This is a genomic window from Polynucleobacter sp. MWH-Berg-3C6, assembly GCF_018881855.1.
GTDB lineage: Bacteria > Pseudomonadota > Gammaproteobacteria > Burkholderiales > Burkholderiaceae > Polynucleobacter.
The window spans coordinates 294,056-316,543 of the sequence record NZ_JACVPN010000001.1 but is presented as its reverse complement, the minus strand read 5'-3'; the positions used below and the strand labels follow the sequence as shown (position 1 = coordinate 316,543).

Below are 22,488 nucleotides of genomic sequence, written 5' to 3'. Positions count from 1 at the left end.
GTCGTTTCCTAAAATCTGTAGGTAACGCCAGCAGGCGTAAAAGTTGCACGCGCTCTACGAGCGGAGTGGCACTGCATATTGACTGCTACGGGGTTCAGGGTAATGTGTGTGTGAGCCAGCTCAACTTGAACCGCAAATGCAGTTCCATCACCACCTAGACCTTGCGGACCAATTCCGAGTTGATTGACAGCGGCGCTTAACTCCTTCTCTAATTTGGCGCCCTCTTCATCGCCGCATACACTGCCTAATTGCCGAGTCGCTGCTCGTTTAGCCATGGCAACACATTGATCAGACGTTCCACCAATCCCAACGCCGACAATGGTCGGCGGGCAAGTCTTACCTCCAGCAGAGACAACACTGTCAATCACAAATGCTTTGACACCATTAATACCATCTGCAGGTATTGCCATTTTTAAAAAGGAATTATTTTCTGAACCACTTCCCTTTGGCACCATTTCAATTTCAACTGAGTCTGCTTTATCAAAGAAGTCAATGTGGATTGCTGGCATATCAATGCCGCAAGAGGTGTGGTTATTTTTGCGAGTAATAGGATGAACCACTGAGGATCTCAGCGGATACTCTTTAGTAGCGCGCTCACAACCTTTACGAATTGCTGCCTTTAATGCCATGCCATCAAATTGGACATTACTACCAATCTTCACGTTATAGATCGGCAGACCTGTATCTTGGCAAAGGAGATTATCTTCACGTTCTGCCACTGAGATATTGGTGATCATTGTCTTTAGTACCACCTGAGCACGTGAATCTGTCTCAGCTTTATCCAGCCTATCAATACCGGCTTTAATATCATCAGGCAAAACTTTCAAGGCTCGAATGTAGAGCTCTTTACAGGCCTCTTCGACTAAGTTCATTTGTAATTGCATATCAGCCTAATCAATTAGCAAAATATAAAAATAAGAGTCCGCAAGCAATCGCGAACAAAATCGAGAGCTGAATCCAGCCCTTACGTAAACCTTTCCATGGGCCAAACTCAATCATTAGCAGACGTATGCCACCCGCCAAATGAACTGCCAATAAAATTACCAAGGCCCACTCGCCAAACTTAAATACCCACATATCAGTCAAAGCGAGCGATTTTTCAAAGCCCTCACTACCTCGCAAGGATTGAGATAGCATCAGAAAGTGCAGTGGGATAAAGCATGCCAATAACAAGCCAGAAAAGCGATGACATGCATAAGCAAAATAAGATAGGTGACTTTTAGCGCGGTAATCCAATTTTGGTCTGGAGCTCATATCTGACCTCCTGTAAAGACACCCAGGACAGCTGTAGTGCCAAGAACCAAAATTAATAAAGCCAAAATCCAAGACAGAGGCCTAGCCAAACCACTTTTTGGAAAAGTCTCTTGCAATATATTGGCAAGACCAATTGGCGCATGCACAAAACATGCAAGGACAAATACTTCATAAAAAATGGCAAACAACACATTACCTTGTGTGCGACCTAGTATCTCTTGCGCACTTAAACCACCTCTGATGGCATAAAAAATAATCAGTAAGTGGATCGCAACACAAATCCCAAGCACCATAGCACTAATTCTCTGTGCGTACCAAAGCTTTGCCTGCAATACTCCAGTGCTCATAGCTTGCCCCACTTGCTTCCGCGAATGGCGGCCTTGGCAACCAGCTTTTTCAAGCCAGCAATACTTGCCGTTGGCTCGATAGCCTTAGGGCAACGCTCAGTACAAGATCCTTGCGTATGACATGCGTGGCAACCGGCATCACCCGCTACTGCATGCATACGTTCTAACTGTTGAACATCCCTGACATCATTTGTTAAGGTCCAGGCACGATTAAGCGCTGCAGGTCCAAGATAATTTGGTCTAGATTCAACTACCTCACAAGAGGCATAACAAACGCCACAACCGATGCACTCAATTCCGGCATTAGCTAGTTGGCGCTCTTCAGAGCTTGGCTCCACCTTTGCAAAATCGTCATGACGTGTTTTATCTCCCTTAAAGAATCCAACCGCCCCTTTCCATTTATTAAAAAACTCTCGCATATCTGTTGCGAGATCTTTAATAACGGGTAAATTATTTAAGGGAGCAATTTCTAATGAATCTCCCTCGAGAATTTTGGAGACATGCGTACGGCAAGTCCAACGAGCGACTCCATTAACAGTCATCGCACATGAACCGCACATGCCAACTCGGCAAGCAAAGCGATAGCTCAGGGTAGGGTCAAGCTTTCTTTGGATATACGTCACCACATCCAAAACTGTTTGATTAGGATTGCGTGGCACTGAGTACTCCACGAACTCCCCTTCTTGGGAGCCACGCCATACCCTTACTTTTAGATCAGTATTAGACATTTCCACATTATATTGATAGATAGTAAAAAATAAATCGAATTAATTTTTCTTTGAGATAAAGAAATTATTTATAATAGAGTCTATGTCCAGTATCAAAACCCTCAAAAACTTTTTGGCAATTACGCGTCATAAAAGCGTTGCAGCTGCAGCCCGAGAAATTGGCCTTACTGCAGCAGCAGCGGGCCAGCAATTACAACAGCTAGAAAAAGAAATTGGTCTCGAGCTATTTGATCGAACTAAGCGATCCCTCACCTTAAATGCTCAGGGCAGATCCCTGATTGAACCTATCCAAGAAATTGTGGCTCGTTATGAAGGCCTTCGCTCCAATATGCAATCCAATCTCAGCGGAACCATTGTCTTGGGCGCCTTGGTTTCTTCGCTAATGGGCGCATTTGGAAAAACTTTAAACGAGATTAAACAGAACTATCCAGAGATAGAAATTAAATTAATAGCAGGCTTATCCAGTAATTTTTTAGATCAACTTCTTGAAGGTACTCTTGATGCAGCAATTGTGACTGAGTCACCTTATGCCCTGCCCCAAAGCCTCCAGTGGACCGAGCTCTACAAGGAGCCCATGATTTTGATTTATCCAAATACAGCATCAAGCAGAAATAAAGATCTCAAAAATATCGATCCTAATCTGCCATTTATTCGCTTTGAGAGAAATACTTGGACTGGTCATCTTGTCGACCAAACTATCAAGTCTAATAAACTGTCTATTCAAGATGGCATGGAATTGAATTCTGTAGAGGCTATTATTGAACTAGTGAGACAGGGTCTTGGCTACTCCATCGTTCCACAGTTAGCCAATATTTCATGGTCCAATGATCGACAGCTCCGCATTCAAAAGCTCCCAGGGAAAACCATCTACAGGAAAGTTGGTCTTCTTGAGCGTAAAAAACACATACGACAAAACGTTACGCTAGTGATCAAACAGCACTTCTTAAAAGATGGATCAAAATCACTGAAGCCCTAAAGAAAAAGCCACCCCGAAGGATGGCTTGCAAGAGATTTTTGGAGGTACTACTTAAAGAACAAACTACAAGTTCATATTAGTCTTCTCAAAATCTCATCTTTATACTGATTGCCTCATTAAGAGCCATATTGCTCCAATTTGGTGCATTAATGATTCTCTTTGGCATGGTTGATTGAATATTTGGGTATTTCAATCACTAAATCTTGTTTAGCAACAATGGCTTGGCAAGATAAACGGGACTGGGGATTGAGACCCCAAGCGCGATCGAGCATATCTTCTTCGTTCTCATCTGCTGGGTTCAAGCTCTGAAGCCCCTCTTTGACAATGACATGGCAGGTCGTACAAGCACAAACCATATCGCAGGCATGCTCAATTGGAATGTCATTCTCTAGCAGTGCTTCGCAAATCGATGTACCTGGTGCAACTTCAACCACTGCACCTTCTGGGCAATACTCACTATGCGGTAAGACAACAATTTGCGTCATGATTCTTTTCTATTAATTTAGTATTGATTGTGTATTGATTTTTTTAGATCTCTGCAACATTCTTGCCAGATAAAGCTTTTTGAATGCTGGCATTCATGCGCATTTGTGCAAACTCATCGGTAGCCTTAGCAGCATGATCAACCGCCTTACGGACAACCGCACTATCTGTTTCTTCATTCAAAATCTTTTGCAAAGTTGCCATTTCTTGATCAATCGCAGCTTGCTCTTCTTTATTCAGTAATGCACGGTCGCTAGCAAGCGCTGTCTGTACCTCATCTAATAAGCGCTGCGCATTAACCTGCTCTTCACGTAACGACCTCGCCAAGAGATCCTCTTTTGCTGAAGCAAAGCCATCTTGCAACATGCGAGTAATCTCACTATCCGTCAAACCATAAGACGGCTTAATATCAATGGAAGCTTGGACACCAGAGCCTTGTTCCATGGCGCTGACAGACAAGAGACCATCTGCATCCACCTGAAAAGTCACCCGTATACGTGCTGCACCCGCAGCCATTGCCGGAATACCACGCAATTCAAATTTACCCAAGGAGCGACAGTCTTGCACAAGCTCGCGCTCACCCTGCACTACCTGAATTGCTAATGCAGTCTGACCGTCTTTAAAGGTAGTGAAGTCTTGAGCTCTAGCCACTGGAATTGGTGTATTGCGTGGAATAATTTTTTCCACTAGACCGCCCATGGTTTCAATACCAAGAGAAAGTGGAATCACATCTAATAAAAGCCACTCATCGTCTTTGCTTTGATTGCCAGCGAGGAGGTCCGCCTGCATGGCAGCACCAAGTGCAACCACTTGATCGGGGTTTAAATTATTAAGTGGTTGAGTGCCAAATAACTCGCCGACAGAACGCTGAACATTTGGCATGCGGGTGGAGCCTCCCACCATCACCACACCTTTAACATCTTCAGGCTTGAGACCAGCATCACGCAAAGCCTTTTTACAGGCCGTCAAAGTCTTAACAACGAGATTCTGAGTAATCTCAAAGAACTGCGCCTGGCTCATGCCAACATTGACTACCGTACCGTCTGCCAAAGTCACATGAACTCGGGCCAAGGGGTTATGACTAAGCAATTCTTTTGCATGCTTACAAGCTTGCAAAAGGGTGCGATGGTCATGAATGGAGAGTGGAGGTAATTTCGCCTGCTCGATGACCCAGCAATACAAGCGATGATCAAAGTCATCACCGCCCAGAGCAGAATCACCACCCGTTGATAAAACCTCAAAAACTCCTCTACTCATTCTGAGAATAGAGATATCGAAAGTACCACCACCTAGATCGTATACGGCATAAACACCTTCAGAGGCATTATCCAAACCATAGGCAATCGCAGCTGCGGTTGGTTCATTGAGCAATCTCAGCACTTCAATGCCCGCTAACTTAGCTGCATCTTTAGTGGCTTGACGTTGCGCGTCATCAAAATAAGCAGGTACTGTAATAACCGCACCAACAATCTCATCGGATACAGAATCTTCCGCCAACTGACGCAGGCGTGCCAAGATTTCTGCCGAGACCTCGATGGGGCTTTTATCACCAGCAGCGGTTCTCAGCTTAAGCATCCCGGGCTGGTCAACAAAATCATAAGGGGTACTCTCAATATGATCTACATCTTGCACGCCTCGCCCCATAAAACGCTTTACAGAAACAATCGTGTTCTTTGGATCAATAACGACACTCTCAAGCGCTTCGAAGCCAGCCTCTGTTCTACCATTTGATAGGTAGCGCACAACAGATGGAAGTAATTCTCTTCCCTTGGCATCAGGCAACACTTTAGGTAATGCATCTCGCACGATAGCGACCAGTGAATTGGTAGTACCCAAATCAATACCGACGGCAATCCTACGCTGATGGGGTGCTAGTGATTTACCGGGTTCAGAGATTTGTAATAAGGCCATAAGAGTTCAATTTTAATGCGAGTACAGACTAGGCCAAAGCCGCTATAGCGTCATCAAGCTCGATAGCAAACTTATCGATAAAGAGTAGACCCCTTAGCAATTCAGCTGCACGTTGGTAATTTTTAGCGCCATCGATCGCTTGCGCAATTTCAGATAGGGTTTCTTGCTTGGAGGCATCTACCTCATCCATCAGCTTTTCTAGGGATGGCAGATCTTCAGCTTGCTCATCAAGATTCTCGCGCCATTCCATTTGCTTCATCAGAAAAGCGGCAGGCATTGCGGTATTCGTTTCGAGTTTGGCATCTACGTTGTTGAGTTGGCAGATATAGAGGCCACGTTGCACTGGGTTCTTGAGAGTTTGAAAAGCAGTATTTGCTAAGGTGGCCATTTGCATTGCCAAACGTTGCTCTGAATCACTACCGCGCGCATGGCGGTCAGGATGAACTTCTTTCTGGATTGCAAGATAAGCCTGTTCTAAGGCAGGCAAATCGATTTTGAATTGCTGATTTAGACCAAAGAAGCGAAAGTAATTGTCAGACGCGGAAAGATTCGCCACAACCACACTCATCTTTTACGTTTGGATTTTGAAACTTAAAGCCTTCGTTCAAACCCTCACGTACAAAGTCTAGCTCTGTCCCATCCAAATAGGCTAAGCTCTTTGGATCAACAAATACCTTAATGCCATTAGATTCAAATACTTGATCCTCGGCTGCGGGCTCATCAACATATTCCAATTGGTAAGCCAGACCAGAACAACCTGTAGTGCGAACACCCAAGCGCAAGCCACACCCTTTACCGCGCTTTTCTAAATTACGGTTAACGTGTGCAGCTGCTTTATCGGTTAAGGTAATTGCCATAGTTTCTATTTAGCCGGATGCTTTTCTTTGTAATCAGCAACTGCTGCCTTAATAGCATCTTCAGCCAAGATGGAGCAGTGAATCTTTACAGGTGGCAAAGCTAACTCTTCAGCAATTAAAGAGTTCTTAATTTCTAAGGCCTGGTCCAAAGTTTTACCTTTTACCCACTCAGTTACCAGCGAGGAAGAAGCAATTGCCGAGCCGCAACCATAAGTCTTGAACTTAGCATCTTCAATCACGCCTTGGTCGTTGACGCGGATTTGTAATTTCATGACGTCGCCACAAGCTGGCGCACCAACCATGCCTGTACCTACACTTTCGTCGCCCTTCTCAAAAGAACCTACGTTGCGTGGGTTTTCATAATGGTCGATTACTTTTTCACTATATGCCATGGTATTTCCTCTTTAATCCTTCAAATCCTTAATGTGCTGCCCACTGAATCGTGCTTAAGTCGATTCCGTCTTTAAACATTTCCCACAATGGTGAGAGTTCACGTAATTTAGCAATCTTCTCTTTCACCAGCTTGATTGTGAAATCCACTTCTTCTTCAGTCGTAAAGCGGCCGAGGGTAAAGCGAATTGAGCTATGAGCCAATTCATCATTACGACCCAAGGCACGTAATACGTAAGAAGGCTCTAATGAGGCTGATGTACAAGCAGAGCCTGATGAGATCGCTAAATCCTTGAGGGCCATCAACATTGACTCGCCTTCAACATAGTTAAAGCTGATGTTGAGGTTATGGGGTACGCGATGATCCATATCACCGTTTACATAGACCTCTTCAATATCTTTCAAGCCTGCTAAGAGACGATCGCGTAAAGCGCGGATACGCTTATTTTCTTCAACCATCTCAATACGAGCGATTCGGAATGCCTCGCCCATGCCAACAATTTGATGAACAGCTAGGGTTCCAGAACGCATACCGCGCTCATGGCCACCACCATGAATTTGAGCTTCGATCCGGATGCGAGGCTTACGACGCACAAACAATGCGCCAATCCCTTTAGGACCATAAGTCTTATGAGCAGAAAAACTCATCAGGTCGACTTTAGTCTTCTCTAAATCAATTTCTACTTTGCCAGTAGCTTGCGCAGCATCCACATGAAGAATCACGCCGCGCGAACGGCATAACTCACCAATAGCGGGGATATCTTGCACTACGCCGATTTCATTATTGACATACATCACTGATGCCAAAATTGTGCCGGGCTTCATTGCGGTTTCGAGCTGCGCAAAGTCAATTAAGCCATTTGGCAAAACATCTAAGTAAGTGACCTCATAACCTTCACGCTCAAGTTCGCGACAAGTATCTAAAGTTGCCTTGTGCTCGGTCTTAACAGTAATAATGTGATTGCCACGATCTTTATAAAAGTGCGCCGCACCCTTCAAAGCCAAATTAATACTTTCAGTAGCACCGCTAGTAAACACAATCTCCCTGGAATCTGCATGTACGAGTTGTGCAACTTCTGAACGCGCCCATTCAACGGCTTCTTCAGCAGCCCAACCATAAGCATGACTGCGTGATGCCGCGTTGCCAAACTGCTCACGCAGGTAAGGCAACATTTTGTCGACTACACGTGGATCAATCGGTGTTGTAGCTGAGTAGTCCATATACACTGGGAAGTGCTTAGGACTAAACATCGGAACCGGCTGCATAGGAAGGTCTTGTGGTGCGTTCATTATTGACTTATTTTTAGGTATTACTTTATTAACTTTGGCGCGCCAAATTAAATACAGAATTAATTAATGGAGCTTTAGGAGCAACTTCTTTTTTCGCAGCAAGTGCTGGTGCTGTTTTTTCAGCCTTAGCACTTTCAACTTTGATTTTCTTTTGACGCATATCTTGAATAACTACGCCGCGACCTTCTTGTTGCTGAACTAAATTCAGCAAAGTCACGGAGCTGAGATATTCAACCATCTTGAGATTCAGATTGCTCCAAAGATCATGAGTCATACAGTGACCATGCTGATCTTCGTCACTATGACAGTTTCCTTTGCCGCCGCACTGAGTCGCATCCAAAGGTTCGTCTACGGCAACAATAATGTCGGCAACACTAATTTCATGGGCCTTGCGCGCGAGTGTGTACCCGCCTCCAGGACCACGTGTGCTCTCGACAATGTTGAAGCGACGCAATTTGCCAAACAATTGCTCTAAATAAGAAAGGGAGATTTTTTGTCTTTGGCTAATTCCAGCCAAAGTTACAGGGCCATGCGCTTCGCGCAGGGCTAAATCGATCATTGCGGTTACTGCAAAACGGCCTTTAGTTGTAAGTCTCATATGTCACCTTGGTAATGGATTGTTATGGACAGCTCATGGTCGGCAGGGTAATACCCGACCATTCCACTCAACTTTACCATAATCCCTATCAAATTGCTCAGGAATTATCCCAAAAAACCTCAATGTAAGTCAGGAATTAGCTGATTGAGCCCTCAAACCCCATCTCGAGACCTAGCCCCAAATGCCATTTCTTTAACCTTGGTCAGCCTATCTCGAGTACTAGCAGCCTTCTCAAACTCCAGATTTTTAGCTTCGGCATTCATTTGCTTCTCTAGACGCTTGATTTCACCAGCTAGATCTTTCTCGCTCATATCCTCATAGCGAGCCCGCTCCTGCTCCACCTGCATCTCCTGGCGCTTCTCTTTGACGTCATAGACGCCATCAATAATGTCCTTAATGCGCTTTTGAACCCCTTTTGGCTCGATACCATGCAGCTTATTAAAGGCAATTTGCTTAGTACGGCGTCTTTCCGTCTCCCCCATGGCGCGCTTCATCGAATCGGTCACCCGATCGGCATACAAAATCGCCTTGCCTCGAACATTTCGGGCTGCCCGTCCAATGGTCTGAATCAAGCTGCGTTCAGAGCGCAAGAAGCCTTCTTTATCGGCATCCAAAATTGCCACAAGGGAAACTTCTGGGATATCCAAACCTTCGCGCAGTAGATTGATACCCACCAAGACATCAAAGACACCTAAGCGAAGGTCACGCAAAATTTCAACACGCTCTACCGTATCAATATCGGAGTGCACATAACGCACCTTCACGCCATTATCGGAAAGATAATCTGTTAATTGCTCTGCCATACGCTTAGTCAGAACCGTTACCAAAACACGCTCGCCTACTTTGACACGCTCATGAATCTGACTCAGCAAATCATCAACCTGTGTGCTTGCTGGTAAGACCTCAATTTCTGGATCAACCAATCCAGTAGGTCTAGCAACTTGCTCAACTACTTGGCCTTGATGAGTATTCTCATAATCGGCTGGCGTTGCAGAAACAAAAATGGTTTGACGCATCTTCGTTTCAAACTCGGTAAATTTGAGTGGGCGGTTATCCATTGCCGAAGGCAGACGGAAACCGAATTCGACCAAGGTATGTTTGCGCGATTTATCGCCGTTATACATAGCATTGAGCTGTCCAATCAGGACGTGACTCTCATCCAAAAACATCAGCGCATCATTGGGCAAATAGTCCACTAGAGTAGGCGGAGCATCGCCTGGGGCGGCGCCTGAGAGGTGACGGGAGTAGTTCTCAATACCCTTACAGAAACCCAATTCGTTGAGCATCTCTAAATCAAAACGGGTACGCTGTTCTAGGCGCTGTGCTTCAACTAGTTTTCCATCTTTGACAAACTCATCTAAGCGAGTTCGTAACTCTGTCTTAATTGTTTCAATCGCTTTGAGAACAGTTTCTCGCGGAGTGACATAGTGCGAACTTGGATAAACAGTAAAGCGCGGAATTTTTTGGCGAATCCTGCCAGTGAGTGGATCAAAGAATTGCAAACTCTCAACCACATCATCAAATAACTCAACACGCACTGCTAACTCATTATGTTCGGCGGGGAAAATATCGATCGTATCTCCGCGCACTCGAAATACACCACGCTTGAAATCGGTTTCATTGCGATCGTATTGCATGGCGATCAGTCGCATCAGAATATCGCGCTGACTCATTTTGTCGCCAGGACGCAGAGTCATCACCATACTGTGATAGTCGCCAGGGTTACCAATACCGTAAATGGCAGATACGGTTGCAACAATGATCACATCGCGACGCTCTAACAAACTTTTCGTCGCAGACAAGCGCATCTGTTCAATATGCTCATTAATGGATGAGTCTTTTTCGATAAAGAGGTCACGCTGAGGAACATAGGCCTCAGGCTGGTAATAGTCGTAGTAACTAACAAAGTACTCCACCGCATTTTTGGGGAAAAACTCCCTAAATTCGCTATAAAGCTGTGCTGCTAGAGTCTTATTTGGGGCAAAAATAATCGCTGGACGGCCAGTTCTGGCAATCACATTAGCCATGGTGAAGGTCTTGCCAGATCCCGTCACCCCCAAGAGGGTTTGAAAGGTCAATCCATCCTCAATACCCTCTACCAAGGCTTCAATGGCCTGTGGCTGGTCCCCAGCAGGGGCAAATGGCTGATAGAGCTGGTACGGAGAATCCGGAAAGCTAACAAATTTGGCCGGATCTAGGTCGTGGCCTGCCTCGCCCAAAGGGTCAGCAATCGGCTTTTTTGTATCTTCTTTAACCGCAGAATTCGAGGCAGTTTTGGGGGACTTAGGGGGCATCTCGGCTATCATTTCATCTGTGAGCTTTCTTCACAGCGAATTTTGTACAAACAATGATTTTGCCGTTTTTATTAAGAAATAGTTGATTCCGGCCCGCAAAACCGACAATTAAGCTCAATTTAACGTCATTAATTAGTAAAAATATCCTTAAACCTCACTTTTCGACCTCAAATGACCCTGTTTGCCTCCGTCCAGCTAGCCCCTAAAGATCCTATTTTTGGCCTCACAGAAGCCTATGTTGCAGACCAACGTCCTGACAAAGTAAACCTCGGCGTTGGCGTCTATTACACAGACGAAGGCAAGGTGCCTTTGCTCAAAGCAGTGATCAAAGCGGAAGAGGCGGTAGTTGCAAAGCAATCACCTCGTAGCTACATTCCGATTGAAGGTCCAAATCCCTACAACAGCGCAGTGCAAAACTTATTATTCGGAGCGGACTCTGCGTTGATTAAAGATGGTCGCGTTGTGACTGCTGAGTGTTTAGGCGGCACGGGTGCATTGCGGGTTGGCGCTGACTTTATTAAACGCCTCAACTTAAATGCGCCTTGCGCCATTAGCAATCCAACCTGGGAAAACCACCGCGGCATTTTTGAATCTGCTGGTTTTGAAGTAGTTGAGTACTCCTACTTCGATGGCAAGACACGTGGCGTTGATTTTGATGGCATGGTCAAGTCTTTAGAATCTTTCCCAAAGAACACAACCGTTCTTTTACATGCCTGCTGCCATAACCCAACTGGTGCTGATATTACTGAAGCTCAGTGGCGTCAAGTCATCGACATCTGTAAGAACAAAGGTTTAATTCCGTTCTTGGATATGGCCTACCAAGGCTTTGCGTCTGGGATTGAGCAGGATGGCATCGCTGTTCGACTCTTTGCTCAGTCCGGCATGTCCTTTTTCGTCTCAAGCTCTTTCTCCAAATCGTTTTCACTTTATGGTGAGCGTGTTGGCGCGTTATCAATCGTGACTCAAAGTAAAGATGAGTCCACACGCGTGCTTTCACAATTAAAGCGCGTTATCCGCACCAATTATTCCAATCCTCCAACTCACGGCGCTGCAATTGCTGCAGCCGTTTTGAACTCTCCAGAATTGCGCAAGCTCTGGGAAGATGAGTTGGCTCAAATGCGTGACCGCATTAAAGCAATGCGTCATGGTCTTGTTGAAAAACTCGCTGCTGCTGGTGTCAAGCAAGATTTTGCTTTTATAGAACAGCAACGTGGAATGTTTTCTTACTCAGGCTTAACTGCTGAGCAAGTTGAACGCTTACAGAAGGAAGATGGCATTTACGCTCTTTCTACTGGACGCATTTGTGTAGCGGCCCTTAATACTAAAAATATTGATAAAGTGGCCAAAGCAATCGCCCGCGTTTTAGCGTAATAAGCGGTTATAGAGAATTACAGGGGGTAACATGCTTTATCAATTACACGAATTTCAAAAAGCCTTACTTCAACCCATGAGCTCATGGGCACGTGCAGCTTCTGAGGCCTTTATCAATGCCTCTAACCCTGCATCAATGGTTCCAGGCTCTGAGCGTTTAGCTGCTAGTTATGAACTTCTGTATCGATTGGGCAAAAACTATAAAAAGCCGGAGTTTGGCATTCGCTCTGTACAAGCACATGGCCAGGAAGTTGCCATCCATGAAAGAACTATCGTTGCAAAACCTTTTTGTAATTTAGTTCGCTTCAAACGCTTCTCGGATGATGTAGAAACCATCAAGAAACTTAAAGAAGATCCTTCTGTTTTGGTAGTGGCTCCTTTATCTGGTCACCACGCAACTTTGCTTCGAGATACTGTGCAAACGCTTTTGCAAGACCATAAGGTTTACATTACCGACTGGATCGATGCTCGCAATATTCCCGTTACAGATGGTGAATTTGGTCTTGATGATTACGTTCACTACATTCAAGAATTTATCCGCGCAATTGGCGCAGAAGACTTACACGTTATCTCTGTTTGCCAACCAACTGTTCCAACTTTGGGCGCTATCTCCTTGATGGCGAGTGCCGGTGAAGTAACGCCAGCATCGATGATCATGATGGGTGGCCCTATCGATGCCCGTAAATCACCTACGGCTGTTAATAACTTAGCCGAGCAAAAATCACACGAGTGGTTTGAGAGCCACGTGATTTACAAAGTGCCGCCAACCTATCCTGGCGCAGGTCGCCGTGTTTATCCAGGCTTCCTGCAGCACACCGGCTTTATTGCCATGAATCCGCAAAACCATCTGCAATCTCATTGGGACTACTTCCAAAACCTCGTGCGGGGCGATGAACAAGATACCAATGCACACATCCGCTTCTATGACGAATACAACGCTGTTCTTGATCTAGATGCGAAGTTTTACCTCGATACCATCAAGACGGTTTTCCAAGACTATGCTTTACCTAATGGCACCTGGGAAGTGGCTGGCGATCTTGTTAAACCCCACGACATTCAACACACCGCCCTACTGACCGTAGAGGGTGAGCTCGATGATATTTCCGGAAGTGGTCAAACCCGCTCTGCTCACGGCTTATGCACCGGTATCCCTAAAGAACATAAAGATCACTACGAAGTTGCTGGCGCAGGTCACTACGGTATCTTTTCTGGACGTCGTTGGCGCAATAAGGTTTATCCAAAAATTAAATCCTTCATTCGCGAACACCAAGTCGTCCATAAAAAAAGTAAAGCAAGGCCTCCTAAATTAGAAGGTTCTGACTAGGCACTAATGAGTGGGGGCTGAGACCCTCACTTTTTTTAGTTAATATCCAGCAATGAAAATCACACAAGCGAATGCACTCTCTGATCGCTTGGAGGATATCCTTCCTCAAACCCAGTGCACTAAATGTGGCTATCCAGATTGTCGTGGCTATGCCGAAGCAATGGCTACTGGGGAGGTCTTACCAAACCGTTGCCCGCCAGGCGGCATCGAGGGGATCCATCGACTTAGCAGGATTCTGGTGCCGATTTATCCACAAGATGCATTCGATTTACATCCCACCATTGATCCTGAGTGCGGAGTTGAACGTCCCAGACCAGTAGCCTTTATTGACCCGCAGAAATGTATTGGCTGTACGCTATGTATTCAGGCATGTCCGGTCGATGCTATTGTGGGCGCATCCAAACAAATGCATGTAGTTTTAACTGAGTGGTGTACGGGTTGTGATCTATGCATCCCTCCCTGCCCAGTTGACTGCATCAGCATGATTGATGTCACAGAAAATAAAACCGGTTGGAATGCCTGGTCACAAGATCTAGCCGATATCTCACGTCAGCGCTACCACGACCGAGAGCAGCGCCTCGATAGAGAGCAAAAAGATAACGATGATCGCTTGGCCAAAAAAGCTGCAGCCAAGCTAATTGCAGTCAATGCCGATAAGCCAACATCAGATGAACAGCTAAAAGAACAAGAGCGTAAACGCGCCATCATTGCCGCTGCAATTGCACGTGCCCAACAAAAGAAATGATGAACCCCGAAAAACGGCGCGCTTTCTTTGAGCAACTCAAAGCAAATAATCCCAAACCGACTACAGAGCTTGAATACAGCTCACCATTTGAGTTACTCATCGCAGTATTATTATCCGCCCAAGCAACTGACATATCAGTCAATAAAGGTACTCGTAAGTTATTCAAGATTGCCAATACCCCTCAAGCCCTCTTAGATCTGGGCGAAGAAGGGGTCAAGCCATATATTCAGCACATTGGTTTATTTAACTCTAAAGGCAGACATATTCAAGAGACCTGTCGCCTCTTACTGGAAAAACATCAAGGCAGAGTTCCACAAACTCGCGAAGAACTAGAAGCCTTACCAGGTGTTGGTAGAAAAACTGCCAACGTCATTCTCAATACTGCATTTGGGCAACCTACTATTGCTGTTGATACGCATATCTTTAGAGTCTCGAATCGTACCGGCTTAGCTCCCGGCAAAGACGTTCTTAAGGTTGAGGAGCAGCTATTGAAGCGTGTTCCGAAGGAGTATCTATTGGATGCTCATCATTGGCTTATTTTGCACGGTAGATATACTTGTAAGGCACGTAATCCAGATTGCGCCCAATGTATTGTTGAACCTTTCTGCGGCTTCAAACAAAAAACAGGAAAAGGAAAAGTTCGTGGCGATATTTAATCCAACTCGAGAAGAAGTTCGTCGCTTTTTCTGCGACACTTGGCAAAAGAAAACTGCAGGCCACATTTTGGATTCAATGGAAACCCTTGCTGGAGATTGGATGGTAGAACATCCCGAATACCATCCATTACTTGCCGATCCTGAAGGCGCATTAGCCCAAGACTACTCACCTGAGCGCGGTGAGACGAACCCTTTTCTCCATCTTTCAATGCATCTTTCGATCAGTGAGCAAATCTCCATTAATCAGCCACCTGGTATTAAAGAAGTAGCAGAAAAGCTGACTCAGAAAACGGGTTCAAAGCATGAAGCGCAACATCTCATCATGGAATGCTTAGGGCAGTTGATGTGGGAGGCGCAACGCGAGGGTGGACAACTCAGCCCTGACAAATATCTCGAGGCGTTAAAAAAGCTCGTTTAAATCAGAGATGCAATTTCGGCTTTGATTGAATCTGGCAATTGGGCCGCTTTTCTTTTGCGCTCCAGTAATACAGATTCTGGGGTTTCTTGCATCCTCTTGGACCAAGCTGAGCCGGGATAAAAGGCATCATCCTTGTATCTGGGAATCACATGCCAATGAATATGTGGCACGATATTACCTAAGGCGGCAAGATTAACTTTATCTGGATGCATCACATGTCGGATCGCCTCTTCTACAGCAAAGACTAGCGTCATGAGATGCTCGCGCTCACCGTAAGTTAGATCAGTCATTTCAGCAACGTGTCGATTCCAAATTACCCTACAAAATCCAGGCAAGTCAGGATCATTTACGAGAACGATCCGGCAGTCATCTCCGCGCCAAATTAACTGCCCTTCTTCGAGCTTTAGGTCTTCTTTACAAAGTATGCAATTTGCCATGAGGAGAATGTATACGAAAACGGCATCTAAGTCACCCTTGTGGGGTAATTTAGATGCCGTGGCAGTAATGAGTGCTACTGCTACAACAAACTACTTAGGGATCTATCAAGGATTAATGGAACTGCTCTTCTTCGGTAGAACCGGTCAATGCTGTTACAGAAGACTTGCCACCCTGAATGACGGTAGTCACATCATCGAAGTAACCAGTGCCAACCTCTTGCTGATGTGAAACGAATGTGTAACCACGGTCACGAGCAGCAAATTCTGGCTCTTGAACTTTCTCAACATATGCCGTCATGCCACGCTTAGAGTAGTCTTGCGCCAAGTCATACATGTTGTACCACATAGAGTGGATACCAGCCAAGGTGATGAATTGATACTTGTAACCCATTGCACCTAATTCGCGCTGGAACTTCGCAATGGTTGCGTCATCCAAGTTTTTCTTCCAATTGAAAGATGGCGAGCAGTTATAAGCCAACATCTTGCCTGGGAACTTCGCACGAATCGCTTCAGCAAATTTTCGAGCGAACTCAAGATCAGGTGTGCCTGTCTCGCACCACACCATATCAGCGTAGGCAGCGTATGCCAAGCCACGTGAAATAGCTTGATCCAAGCCCTTGCGTGTTTTGTAGAAGCCTTCTGGAGTGCGCTCGCCAGTTAAGAATGGCTTGTCGTTCTCATCGTAATCAGAAGTCAACAAGTCTGCAGCTTCAGCATCTGTTCGAGCCAAAATGATGGTTGGAACACCCATGACGTCCGCAGCCAAACGCGCAGAGATCAATTTTTGTACAGATTCAGTAGTTGGCAACAATACCTTACCGCCCAAGTGACCGCACTTCTTCACAGAAGACAACTGGTCTTCGAAGTGAACGCCAGCAGCACCTTGTTTGATCAAAGCTTTGCTTAACTCGAATGCATTCAATACACCACCGAAACCGGCTTCAGCATCAGCAACAATCGGAGCAAAGTACTCAATGTAACCTGCGTCACCTTTATTAATGCCTTTAGCAGTTTGAATTTCATCAGCGCGCTGGAATGAGTTGTTAATACGCTCAACCATCTTAGGTACTGAATCTACTGGATATAAAGATTGATCTGGATACATAGCAGCATAAGAGTTGCCATCAGCAGCAACTTGCCAACCGGACAAGTAGATAGCTTGGATACCAGCCTTCACTTGCTGCATTGCTTGACCACCAGTCAAAGCACCTAGGCAGTTTACGTAAGCTTCATTGTTTACCAATTCCCAGAGACGCTCTGCGCCATGCTTTGCTAGAGTGTGCTCAATCTTTAATGAACCACGCAGACGTACAACGTCTTCTGCTGTGTAGCCACGGGTAATCCCTTTCCAACGTGGATTGGTATCCCAATCTTTTTGTAGTGCTGCGATTTCTGCTTTGCGATCTGCCATGTTTTTCTCCCTAAGTTAAACAAGTACTTCAAATTTTTGGACCCTGAAGACTTCTTCAAGTCTTATGTCTTATGTCTTATGTAAGAGTTTAGAGTCTTAGCAAAAGCAAGCAAGTGATATTTCAGAAATTTATGAAAATAATTAAATCATTAAAAACAATGACTTAAATTTGTTTTTTTATAATGCGGAATATTATTTTGCTGATTGAAATGCTTTAAGCCGCAAGATATTGCAGTGCATTTTACGCAGCGTAATGACTTTTCATATTATGAAAAGAAATGGGCAGATTAAGCGGGTTTAGCCTGGCCCAGAGTGGAGACCTTGAATCCAATCAAAATAATCATCAGCTGTAGCAGGGCAACGCCAATAAATAAAAGTTTTGGCAAGTTGATGTCTAACAAGATTCCAAACAATAAGGGGCTTAGGGCGGCACCTAAGTCAATTCCTGAATAAACAATCCCATACACCCTACCCGATGAACCAGAGGGGGTAGCGTTTCGAATCATCAGATCGCGCGATGGAGCAGCAATACCCAAGCCCAGACCAATCACAATAAAAGCCACCACAATAATTTCCACTGGCACTAAGCCGGTAGCCAAGAGAAGGCCCATCACAATATTGACAGTAAAGCACATGGTAATGATTCGCTCTGGCACCTTCAGACGTGTAGCGAGATAAGCACCTAACAACATCCCTCCTGCACCACCCATCGACATTAGAGTTAAATAGTAGTTACCAGAACTAACAGCAATATCGTAAATTTTAAAGAGTGCAGTAGGTGCAAATGATTGCAAGCCAGTGGTTGCACCCATGCTAAAGAAAAAGAAAATCCAACACAGCCAAACTGCCGGCAATCTCATAAAGCCAAAGGTGCTCATCGGCGTGCCGCTTGGATTATTGGCAGCATGATGGGTTTCTGATTCTTGTCGTCTTGCCTGCACATCATCAATCAAGCGATTCCGTCCGAGCCAGAGTGTTAAAAGAATAGTCGCTTCAAGTGCTGCCGCTGCCAAGAAGGCAATACGCCAATCAAAGATGGTAGTAATGGCCACCATAAAGGCTGGTGCAGCTGCCCAACCTAAATAGCCGGTAACGCCATGGATTGAATACGCATAAGGTAAATTGACTGGTGCAATTTTATGATTAATGAGTGTGTAATCTACCGGATGAAAAATACCGTTACCGCAACCAGCAATTACAGCGCCAAAAACTAACATGGCATAACCAGTGCTTTGCGAATAAGTTAGCGCCGCCAGCGCAAGCAGTCCTACTCCAGCAAATAAAACAGGTCGAGCACCAATACGATCAACTAAAAATCCAGAGGCAGCTTGAACAATGCACGAGACCACAAAGAAAATGGTCATGAGTAAACCGAGCTCAGCATAGTTAAAGCCAAACTCTGCCTTGAGCCATGGGAACATGGGTGGCAGTATTAAATGAAAGAAGTGGGAGCTGCCGTGAGCTAGGCTAATAAGACCAATAACCCGGACATCACTGGCGCGCCTACTTGTGAGCGCAACAGTCATGTACCGAGTTTACTGGCGCAGGAAGATTCCTGCAAAACTATCTGTATTGCTACCGAGCAATTCCTTAATGAACCTGGCGTGTGAAGCTAAAGTCACCTTTTTTATCCACATCTACAGGTACTACATCCTTAGGCCCGAACTTACCTTCCAAAATCATCTTGGAGACAGGATTCTCGATATGTTGCTGAATCGCACGCTTGAGTGGTCTTGCGCCAAAAACAGGATCAAAGCCAACTTCAGCAATCTTGTTCAAGGCTGCATCACTAACTTCTAGCTGCATATCGACTTTTGCCAAACGATCAGACAAGTTCTTCAGCAAGATCTTCGCGATATTAGCGATATTGCCTTTATCTAGACCATGGAACACCACAATCTCATCGATACGATTCAAGAACTCTGGACGGAAATGATTCTTAAGCTCTTCAAATACAGCATCTTTGATTTCTGATTGCTTCTTATCGGTCATCGACTGAATCAAATGTGAACCGATATTACTGGTCATCACAATCACCGTGTTCTTAAAGTCGACAGTACGTCCTTGACCATCGGTTAGGCGGCCATCATCCAATACCTGCAAAAGAACGTTAAAGACATCAGGGTGTGCCTTTTCAATTTCGTCAAACAAGATCACGCTATAGGGGTGACGACGCACCTGCTCGGTTAGGTAACCGCCTTCTTCGTAACCAACATAGCCTGGAGGTGCACCAATCAAGCGTGCAACGCTATGCTTTTCCATGAACTCGCTCATATCAATACGAATGAGATGATCTTCGCTATCAAATAGGAAGCCAGCCAGCGCCTTACACAGCTCTGTCTTACCGACACCAGTAGGCCCTAGGAATAAGAAAGAGCCATAAGGACGATTCTCTTCGGCTAAGCCAGCCCGGGAGCGACGAATCGCATCCGATACCGCACGAATAGCCTCATCCTGACCAACTACACGCTTGTGTAACAACTCTTCCATCTTGAGTAACTTGTCGCGCTCTCCTTGCATCATCTTCGACACCGGAATACCAGTAGCCCGAGACACTACTTCGGCAATTTCTTCTGCGCCAACTTGGGTACGAAGCAGTTTATTCTTCACAACACCATCTTTACCACCCTTAGCTTCAGCTGCGGCAGCAGACTTGAGCTTAGCTTCAAGCTCTGGCAATTTGCTATATTGCAACTCAGCAACTTTCTCAAGCTTGCCTTCACGCTGCAACTTCACGATATCAGCGCGCACTTTTTCAATCTCTTCTTTTAGATTGGCAGCCCCTAATACAGCGCCCTTCTCGGCTTTCCAGATCTCTTCTAAGTCAGCATATTCCGCACCCAAGCGCTTAATCTCATCCTCGATCAAACCAAGACGCTTTTGAGAAGCCTCATCTTTTTCTTTCTTAACTGCTTCACGCTCAATCTTGAGCTGAATGAGACGACGCTCTAATTTGTCCATTACCTCTGGCTTGGAATCAATTTCCATCCGAATGCGCGAACCAGCCTCGTCAATGAGGTCAATAGCCTTATCCGGCAAGAAACGATCAGTAATATAGCGATGCGACAACTCTGCAGCAGCCACGATCGCAGGATCGGTAATCTCAATACCATGGTGAAGCTCATAACGCTCTTGCAAACCACGCAAGATCGCAATCGTTGCCTCAACACTAGGCTCTTCAACCATCACTTTTTGGAAGCGGCGCTCTAGTGCAGGATCTTTTTCAATGTACTTGCGATATTCATCTAAAGTGGTTGCACCGATGCAATGCAATTCACCACGAGCCAAAGCAGGCTTCAGCATATTGCCGGCATCCATTGCACCATCGCCTTTACCGGCACCCACCATCGTATGAATCTCATCGATAAAGATAATGGTTTGGCCTTCGTCTTTTGCAACATCACTCAAAACAGCTTTGAGACGCTCTTCAAACTCGCCACGATACTTAGCTCCAGCCAACAACAAGGCCATATCCAAGACAAGAACACGTTTGTTCTTAAGGGTTTCTGGAACTTCGCCATTCACAATGCGTTGAGCCAGACCTTCAACAATGGCGGTCTTACCAACACCAGGCTCACCAATGAGCACGGGGTTATTCTTCCCCCGACGCTGCAAGATCTGAATGGTGCGACGAATCTCATCGTCACGACCAATCACAGGATCTAACTTACCCATGCGAGCACGCTCGGTTAAATCGACGGTATATTTTTTGAGGGCTTCACGTTGACCTTCAGCATCTGCACTATTCACTGATTCTCCTCCGCGCACTAAATCAATAGCCGCCTCTAACGATTTACGATTTAACCCATTTTCACGAGCAACTTTACCGAGCTCACCCTTGTCATCAGCTACTACTAGCAAAAATAATTCGCCAGCAATGAATTGATCATTACGCTTGTTGGCTTCTTTTTCACAGAGATTGAGCCAATTACTTAAATCACGGCCAACTTGAACCTCACCGCTAGTACCTTGTACTTCAGGCAAATTGGCAATGACCTTCTCAACGCCTTTTTCCAGGCCTGAGACGTTAACGCCAGCACGGGTTAATAAACTCTTGGCGGCGCCATCAGAATCACGCAACATCGCCAGCAATACATGAGCCGGCTCAATATATTGATTGTCTTTAGCTAAAGCGATACTCTGGGCCTCACTTAAGGCCTCTTGAAATTTAGTGGTTAACTTATCTATTCTCATTTTTGCACTCCATATATCTATCTATAGAATATAAGGGCAATATGATGGATTTCAAGGCTTTTACACCCACTTTTTAAGCGAATTTACACCCATTTTGACCTGGCTTGTTTACCTCCTCGAATGCGCTGATGGCACCTACTATGCCGGCATTACAAACCGCCTAGAGCATCGGCTAGAAGCTCATAATTTGGGGCAAGGTGCTCGCTATACAAGAGCTCGTAGGCCAGTTGTCCTATTGGCAACCCAAGAGCACCCCGATCGATCAGAGGCATCCAAGGCAGAAGCAAGATTGAAGCAACTTCCCAGGTCTGAGAAGTTGGGATTTTTTAAAAAAGTTAAATAGACTTCTTCGACCAGCGTGCCATGGCGGCATCGTCAGTCACGCGGGCATCGACCCAGCGGGCCCCTTCAGGGGTGTCTTCTTTTTTCCAAAATGGGGCTGCAGTTTTGAGGTAATCCATGATGAACTCACAAGCTGCAAATGCTTCACCCCTGTGCGCACTAGTGACCACCACTAAAACAATTTGATCTTCCGGCAATAAAGGACCAACTCTATGAATAACCAATGTTTGATAGATGTCCCAACGAGCCTTTGCTTGATCCAGAATTTCTTGTAAGGCCTTTTCAGTCATGCCGGGATAATGCTCTAAGGTCATTCCCTTGACTTGGCTACCGTCATTGATATCGCGCACAGCACCCAAGAAAGTCACTACAGCGCCAACTCTTGGGTCACCCTTACGCAGCGCCGCTATTTCAGCGCTGATATCAAAATCATTTTCTTGTATGCGTATTGAGCTTGACACA

The 22,488-nt window shown here is 45.5% G+C and carries 24 protein-coding genes; 7 read left to right on the top strand and 17 right to left on the bottom strand.

Annotated elements, in window-relative coordinates; all coding sequences use genetic code 11:
- Positions 1 to 8: 8 nt before the first annotated feature.
- The 4 genes from ICN13_RS01710 to ICN13_RS01695 are packed head-to-tail and all read right to left on the bottom strand — an operon-like array spanning position 9 to position 2,329.
- Positions 9 to 872 carry a fumarate hydratase gene (locus ICN13_RS01710; RefSeq protein ID WP_370622932.1) on the bottom strand — a complete coding sequence of 288 codons (864 nt, stop codon included), beginning with the start codon at positions 870 to 872 and terminating at the stop codon, positions 9 to 11.
- 22 nt (positions 873 to 894) lie between these two features.
- On the bottom strand, positions 895 to 1,254 hold the full coding sequence (sdhC, locus tag ICN13_RS01705) for a succinate dehydrogenase, cytochrome b556 subunit (protein WP_216138606.1): 360 nt from the start codon (positions 1,252 to 1,254) through the stop codon (positions 895 to 897).
- Positions 1,251 to 1,601 (bottom strand): succinate dehydrogenase, encoded by a 351-nt coding sequence (locus tag ICN13_RS01700; RefSeq protein ID WP_216138604.1) that lies wholly within the window; start codon positions 1,599 to 1,601, stop codon positions 1,251 to 1,253. The genes sdhC and ICN13_RS01700 overlap by 4 nt, the downstream gene beginning before the upstream one ends.
- Entirely contained in the window at positions 1,598 to 2,329 is a 732-nt protein-coding gene (locus ICN13_RS01695; protein ID WP_216138602.1) for a succinate dehydrogenase/fumarate reductase iron-sulfur subunit, read from the bottom strand. The genes ICN13_RS01700 and ICN13_RS01695 overlap by 4 nt, the downstream gene beginning before the upstream one ends.
- A gap of 82 nt (positions 2,330 to 2,411) precedes the next feature.
- Here ICN13_RS01695 and ICN13_RS01690 point away from each other — a divergent pair, with 82 nt between their 5' ends.
- Positions 2,412 to 3,305, top strand: a complete 894-nt coding sequence (locus tag ICN13_RS01690) for a LysR family transcriptional regulator (protein ID WP_216138600.1) — start codon at positions 2,412 to 2,414, stop codon at positions 3,303 to 3,305.
- A 146-nt stretch (positions 3,306 to 3,451) separates the two neighbouring features.
- Here the strand turns inward: ICN13_RS01690 and fdx are convergent, their stop codons facing one another.
- The 8 genes from fdx to uvrB form a co-directional block, all read right to left on the bottom strand.
- The gene (fdx, locus tag ICN13_RS01685) at positions 3,452 to 3,790 is read right to left on the bottom strand and encodes an ISC system 2Fe-2S type ferredoxin (protein ID WP_216138598.1); all 339 of its coding nucleotides are present in this window, start codon (positions 3,788 to 3,790) and stop codon (positions 3,452 to 3,454) included.
- 43 nt (positions 3,791 to 3,833) lie between these two features.
- Positions 3,834 to 5,699, bottom strand: coding sequence for a Fe-S protein assembly chaperone HscA (hscA, locus tag ICN13_RS01680; protein WP_216138596.1), 1,866 nt, complete (start codon positions 5,697 to 5,699; stop codon positions 3,834 to 3,836).
- A 28-nt stretch (positions 5,700 to 5,727) separates the two neighbouring features.
- Complete coding sequence (gene hscB / locus ICN13_RS01675; protein ID WP_370622931.1) at positions 5,728 to 6,255, bottom strand: Fe-S protein assembly co-chaperone HscB; 528 nt, start codon at positions 6,253 to 6,255, stop codon at positions 5,728 to 5,730.
- The gene (gene iscA / locus ICN13_RS01670) at positions 6,233 to 6,556 is read right to left on the bottom strand and encodes an iron-sulfur cluster assembly protein IscA (protein ID WP_012357505.1); all 324 of its coding nucleotides are present in this window, start codon (positions 6,554 to 6,556) and stop codon (positions 6,233 to 6,235) included. The genes hscB and iscA overlap by 23 nt, the downstream gene beginning before the upstream one ends.
- Positions 6,557 to 6,561: 5 nt before the next feature.
- Positions 6,562 to 6,948: a Fe-S cluster assembly scaffold IscU gene (gene iscU, locus ICN13_RS01665; protein WP_072583083.1), complete on the bottom strand. Its 387-nt coding sequence runs from the start codon at positions 6,946 to 6,948 to the stop codon at positions 6,562 to 6,564.
- A 28-nt stretch (positions 6,949 to 6,976) separates the two neighbouring features.
- Positions 6,977 to 8,236 carry an IscS subfamily cysteine desulfurase gene (locus ICN13_RS01660; RefSeq protein ID WP_370622930.1) on the bottom strand — a complete coding sequence of 420 codons (1,260 nt, stop codon included), beginning with the start codon at positions 8,234 to 8,236 and terminating at the stop codon, positions 6,977 to 6,979.
- 28 nt (positions 8,237 to 8,264) lie between these two features.
- Positions 8,265 to 8,834 carry a Fe-S cluster assembly transcription factor gene (locus ICN13_RS01655; RefSeq protein WP_216138592.1) on the bottom strand — a complete coding sequence of 190 codons (570 nt, stop codon included), beginning with the start codon at positions 8,832 to 8,834 and terminating at the stop codon, positions 8,265 to 8,267.
- A gap of 152 nt (positions 8,835 to 8,986) precedes the next feature.
- On the bottom strand, positions 8,987 to 11,140 hold the full coding sequence (uvrB, locus tag ICN13_RS01650) for an excinuclease ABC subunit UvrB (protein ID WP_255533988.1): 2,154 nt from the start codon (positions 11,138 to 11,140) through the stop codon (positions 8,987 to 8,989).
- Between the two features lie 159 nt (positions 11,141 to 11,299).
- Here uvrB and ICN13_RS01645 point away from each other — a divergent pair, with 159 nt between their 5' ends.
- From ICN13_RS01645 to ICN13_RS01625, 5 genes are read left to right on the top strand one after another with little or no spacing between them, the layout of a single operon-like run.
- Positions 11,300 to 12,499 (top strand): amino acid aminotransferase, encoded by a 1,200-nt coding sequence (locus ICN13_RS01645; RefSeq protein ID WP_216138590.1) that lies wholly within the window; start codon positions 11,300 to 11,302, stop codon positions 12,497 to 12,499.
- Positions 12,500 to 12,530: 31 nt separating this feature from the next.
- Positions 12,531 to 13,823 (top strand): polyhydroxyalkanoate depolymerase, encoded by a 1,293-nt coding sequence (locus ICN13_RS01640; RefSeq protein ID WP_216138588.1) that lies wholly within the window; start codon positions 12,531 to 12,533, stop codon positions 13,821 to 13,823.
- Between the two features lie 52 nt (positions 13,824 to 13,875).
- The gene (rsxB, locus tag ICN13_RS01635; protein WP_216138586.1) at positions 13,876 to 14,568 is read left to right on the top strand and encodes an electron transport complex subunit RsxB; all 693 of its coding nucleotides are present in this window, start codon (positions 13,876 to 13,878) and stop codon (positions 14,566 to 14,568) included.
- A complete protein-coding gene (nth, locus tag ICN13_RS01630; protein ID WP_216138584.1) occupies positions 14,568 to 15,224 on the top strand; it encodes an endonuclease III in 657 nt (218 codons plus the stop codon). Before rsxB ends, nth begins: the two co-directional genes overlap by 1 nt.
- Positions 15,217 to 15,642: a DUF1841 family protein gene (locus tag ICN13_RS01625; RefSeq protein WP_216139251.1), complete on the top strand. Its 426-nt coding sequence runs from the start codon at positions 15,217 to 15,219 to the stop codon at positions 15,640 to 15,642. Before nth ends, ICN13_RS01625 begins: the two co-directional genes overlap by 8 nt.
- On the opposite strand, the gene ICN13_RS01620 is transcribed toward ICN13_RS01625, so the two are convergent.
- From ICN13_RS01620 to clpB, 4 genes are all read right to left on the bottom strand, one after another.
- Positions 15,639 to 16,079 carry an HIT family protein gene (locus tag ICN13_RS01620; RefSeq protein WP_216138582.1) on the bottom strand — a complete coding sequence of 147 codons (441 nt, stop codon included), beginning with the start codon at positions 16,077 to 16,079 and terminating at the stop codon, positions 15,639 to 15,641. The genes ICN13_RS01625 and ICN13_RS01620 overlap by 4 nt on opposite strands.
- Positions 16,080 to 16,191: 112 nt before the next feature.
- Positions 16,192 to 17,490, bottom strand: coding sequence for an isocitrate lyase (aceA, locus tag ICN13_RS01615; protein WP_216138581.1), 1,299 nt, complete (start codon positions 17,488 to 17,490; stop codon positions 16,192 to 16,194).
- Between the two features lie 287 nt (positions 17,491 to 17,777).
- Positions 17,778 to 19,016, bottom strand: a complete 1,239-nt coding sequence (locus ICN13_RS01610) for an MFS transporter (protein WP_216138578.1) — start codon at positions 19,014 to 19,016, stop codon at positions 17,778 to 17,780.
- A 64-nt stretch (positions 19,017 to 19,080) separates the two neighbouring features.
- Positions 19,081 to 21,684, bottom strand: a complete 2,604-nt coding sequence (clpB, locus tag ICN13_RS01605) for an ATP-dependent chaperone ClpB (protein WP_216138576.1) — start codon at positions 21,682 to 21,684, stop codon at positions 19,081 to 19,083.
- A 94-nt stretch (positions 21,685 to 21,778) separates the two neighbouring features.
- Here clpB and ICN13_RS01600 point away from each other — a divergent pair, with 94 nt between their 5' ends.
- On the top strand, positions 21,779 to 22,027 hold the full coding sequence (locus tag ICN13_RS01600; protein WP_216138574.1) for a GIY-YIG nuclease family protein: 249 nt from the start codon (positions 21,779 to 21,781) through the stop codon (positions 22,025 to 22,027).
- Here ICN13_RS01600 and moaE read toward each other — a convergent pair.
- The gene (gene moaE, locus ICN13_RS01595) at positions 22,020 to 22,487 is read right to left on the bottom strand and encodes a molybdopterin synthase catalytic subunit MoaE (RefSeq protein ID WP_216138572.1); all 468 of its coding nucleotides are present in this window, start codon (positions 22,485 to 22,487) and stop codon (positions 22,020 to 22,022) included. The two genes, ICN13_RS01600 and moaE, sit on opposite strands and share 8 nt — an antisense overlap.
- Between the last annotated feature and the right edge of the window lies 1 nt (position 22,488).